General features: G+C 32.0%; 2 protein-coding genes. One reads left to right on the plus strand and one right to left on the minus strand.

Annotated elements, in window-relative coordinates; all coding sequences use genetic code 11:
* A partial coding sequence (locus tag F6K22_RS33265) for a GAF domain-containing protein (RefSeq protein WP_293108196.1) occupies positions 1–2,331 on the minus strand: 2,331 nt, incomplete at its 3' end.
* Between the two features lie 979 nt (positions 2,332–3,310).
* Here F6K22_RS33265 and F6K22_RS33270 point away from each other — a divergent pair.
* Positions 3,311–3,634 carry a hypothetical protein gene (locus tag F6K22_RS33270; protein WP_293108200.1) on the plus strand — a complete coding sequence of 108 codons (324 nt, stop codon included), beginning with the start codon at positions 3,311–3,313 and terminating at the stop codon, positions 3,632–3,634.
* The last annotated feature ends 821 nt before the right edge of the window (positions 3,635–4,455 follow it).

A 4,455-nucleotide genomic window follows, 5' to 3' on the forward strand; every position in this document is an offset into this window, starting at 1 on the left:
TAAAAAAGGATCGAATATTTGTTGCCGTACTTCTTCTGTCATACCCGTACCATTATCAGAAATGCTAATAGTAACAAATCTTTTTTCTCTGACTTCTGTTTGAATTTTTATTGTGGGAATTTCCTCTTGATTCGATTGAGAAAATTTCCCTTTTGCTTGTGCTTCTTCCAGAGCATCAATTGCATTTACCACAATATTCATTAATACTTGGTTTAACTGACTCACATAACAATCTACCAGAGGAACATTACCATATTCCTTAATTAAACTAATCTCTTTCCCAACTTTAGGAGTAAATCGATTATTAAGTATCAGTAAAGTGCTATCTATTCCTTCGTGAATATTAACTGGCTTCTTTTCTGCTTCATCAAGTCTGGAAAAATTGCGTAATGACTTGACAATTTCACGAATCCGCTCTGTACCTACCTTCATAGATTTTAATAGTTGAGGTAGGTCTTCCATAATAAATTCTATATCTATTTCTTCGCTTTCTGCTTCAATTTCTGCTACAGGAGGATTATAATATTTTTGATATAGTTTAATCAAGTACATTAGTTCATGGGAATAATTATTTGCATATTCAATGTTGCCATAGATAAAATTAACAGGGTTATTAATTTCATGGGCAATGCCTGCTGCTAACTGCCCTAAGCTTGACATTTTTTCACTTTGGATTAATTGTGTCTGGGTCAATTGTAATTTTTTTAATGTTTGTTCTAATTGAGCCGATTTTTCTTTCTCCTTTGCTTCTGAATTTTGCAATGCAGAATTTAATTTTGCTAGTTCATCTGCTTGTTTAAGTACAATTTTAATAATCGCATTTTTCAGTTCTAGGGCAGCATCTATTTCGCACTTTTTCCAAGGTAGAGATGTTAGTTTAACAGTTTCTTTCCATAGTTCAAATGATTTGCGAGGGCATAATCTAATCTCACCATTAAACTCTGTTTCTGTCACTGGTTTAGGATCTCCTGCCCAATCAATAGTTTTAATAACTTCTGGTCGAAACCACAAAATATAAATTATCTGATCTGAAGATATTGAAACTGCTAGTAACCCACTAGCTACATTCTTATATTTATCGAATTTTTTATAAACTTTAGGAAAAGAATCTGTAGAAAAAACGTCTTGATTAAACTGTTCTTCTATCTCTGGAATTAATTCTTGAATAGCTATTAATGGTGGAGTTTTACCTACTAGATGAAAATGGTCTCCAGAAATTACAACTGCTCCTTCAGCACTGACCAAATTCAGGAGTTGATTTTGACATTCAACTAAGGCATCAATAAAATTTGATGAGGTTGAAATATTTTCAATTATTTGACTCTTGACTGATTTTAACTCTAACCGATAATTATAGTCTTCATTTTTTTCTTGATCAGAAATTTCTAGAGACATTGTTTGTCCTAAAAATTCGCACGCTGCTCTTAATTCATAAGGCACATATTTCGCTGAATTATGATGACAAGCAATTAAACCCCATAATTTTTTATTTTTCAGCAAAGATATAGACATGGAAGCAGCAACACCCATATTTTTTAAATATTCTATGTGACAAGGTGAGACACTTCTTAAAATAGAATAGGTTAAGTTAAGGGATTCATTAGTAACTAGATTATTGCTTGGTAAAATTTCTACAGGTTGAGAATTAACATCTGTTATTAATCTGAGCCAATTTACCTGAAATAGTTTTCTTGCTTGGGGTGGAATATCTAGACTTGGGTAATTTAATCCTAAGAGTGTTTGTAGAGTTTCTATTTTGTCCTCAGCAATTACAGAACCACTGTTTTGAGAATCAAATTTATATACCATTACCCTGTCAAAACCTGTAATTTTTCTGATTTCTTCTACAATTATTTGACATAAATTTTTCAAATTAGAAGCTCCTTGCATTTTTGATGCTGCTTCTCTGACAGAATGATAGAAGTTTAAAAATGAAATATTTTCTTCAGATATAGCTGGCTCTAACTCAAGAATTAAATTATTTTCAGAACGATGAATTATGCCATCAAAAACTAAGGATTTATCTCTAGTTTTAACTGATAATTTAACAGGATTGAGTATTTTGAATCCAGGATTATTTTCTAAACTTTTTTTGACTGTATCGATTTGGTTTGGGTCGAGAAAATCACTTAAGTTTTGATTTAGTAATGTTTGAGCAGGTATGCCAAATAGTTCAAAAGTATTATTACTTACCTGTAAAATTTTTAATTCTGGTTCTTTTAAAACAAATAATAGGCCGTGAGGTTGAATATGACCTGATAAATGAATTTGTTCTTGATATTGGTTAGTTAAATCTTTTTGATTTGCTTGAGTAATTTGGTTACTGTTCATATTAGTAAAATTGGAACTACTTTTACAGGATTAATGACTATACCCCTGAATATTTGGCATTTGTTGATACTCTTCTAATAAGCATTCAGCTGACAGCTCTTAGCTGTCAGCTATTATATTAATTTATGATCTTTGAAAAATGTTTATCTCTTCTATGGCTTTAAATCTCATGTAGGAGTTATATCATTTTCAGTTGAATACTTATAAATATAGCGTTTTTATCTGGGATGCGGAAACCGAGTCCTATTAACAAGGGAATAGGGAATAGGTATATAGGCAATAGAGAAAGAAGGGAAAACAGCATTAAATAGTAGCAAATGCAAGAATATAAGATAGTTAAGACAGCGCTTTTTTCGCACTAAAAAACTTCAATCTAGATTTACATCTCATTTGAAAAGACTATAGTAAATAATAGGGAACAGAGAACAATGAATAAAGGATAAGAATGAAAACTGCTCACTAGAAGGAAACTATGCTTTTTATAACTAATTATTTGAATATGATATTAATACATTTTGTTAATCTATATTTTGACTATAATAGATTTTTTTTTATACTATACATAAATTAACTTTAAACATTCCTTAATTTTTTTGTTAGCTTAACATTTTTTTATAAATCTTAATATAATCACATAGTAGTTAATAACATATTAGGTATAATTACTAAAATCCCTTGACTAAATAAACTAGGAAGTACATGAAAACAACTGACTGGGAAACTGTAATTCCTGTAGGAATCGCAATTACTATCTTTCTTGGAGGAATGCTAATGATGTTTACTAATTTTTGGACTGATTCAGTTCAAAAAAAGCAAAAAAAATAAAATAAAAAGCTGTTTTCTGAGTTTTGATATTACACTCCAATAAAAATACAGAATTAATCAACCATAAAGAGAGATTTATAAGATGTTCGACTTCAATAACATAATCGAATTTTCACACCTATATTGTGTAGCAATTTGTGGATTGCTAGTACCTATGAATGTACTAGCAAGTTTACAGCCAATAATTTTTACACTCCTCCATCGACCCAAAAAAGAAATTAACTTAATGGCATTAGTAGCCAGTTTTTATGCTTTAATGATTATCCTTCATGTCGGAAGCTGGTTTATTGTCGGAGTAGTTAGAATCCAAACATTCATTCTTGTATTATTTGCTAGCTGTTCTTTAATCACGAATATTTGGGCTGTTAGTCATGGTTCTAGTATGAGAGCAACTATTCAATTTTTACAACAGTTTATAGTTAAACTTGTTAAGGGTATAACTTTCCAGAATCAACAGATTATTTCAGAAACAAAATAGGATTTTCTTAGAATAATCTAGGGATTAGTCTCAGTTTTTTTATAAGCATTTAGCTATTAGCATTCAGCTTTCAGCTTTTTAAGTTTTGGAACCTCCTGTTCTATAACAAGGATTGTTTAGGCTGGGCTGAAGTCCCCTTATAAAGATAAAAAAACGATCGAGAAGCGGAACGAAGTTATCTCTTATATCAAATCTGGTAGTATTGGTATAAAAAAGCAGAGAAACCGGGTTTGTATCAAATGCCCTACAATACTAATATTGACCTCCCAAAAACCCGGTTTCTTGTTATTCCGAAGTAAGCGGATTTAATATGACTAATTGCTAAGTGCTTCTTGAAAATTCCTACATTATTTGTCTATAGCAATTAAATGATTTGTGAAACTTTTTCTAATAGTTAATATTACCTCCAAATATGAGTAAATTCTGACCGAAAAATTTAAGTCTCAAGCCTCCTCTTTTAAGGGGATAAAAAGCGGTCGTTTCAGCTGTCGCCGACATGAAAAGCGGAGCTGTCCGTCAGGATGGGATGGATGGGTTACCTAACCATATCCAATCGACCAAGAGAAAAGAATATTCCGTATTTCAAGCCTCCTGGTTAAACAGGAGGTACTGATAACTGATAACTGAAATGACTCCTAAATACCACCAAAATATTACAACTGAAATAGGATTACCGAGAAATTGTGGGTATGCGCCTCCCCTTTTAAAGGGAAAAAAGCGGTCGGAAAGCGAAGCATGACCTTAGGATGGGATGGCGAGGTCTCCGTTCCCTCCGGGACGCTACGCGAACTTCGAAGCTTTGCGAAGCGCAAACGCTTGCC

This window comes from Okeania sp. SIO2F4 (assembly GCF_010672385.1).
GTDB lineage: Bacteria > Cyanobacteriota > Cyanobacteriia > Cyanobacteriales > Microcoleaceae > Trichodesmium.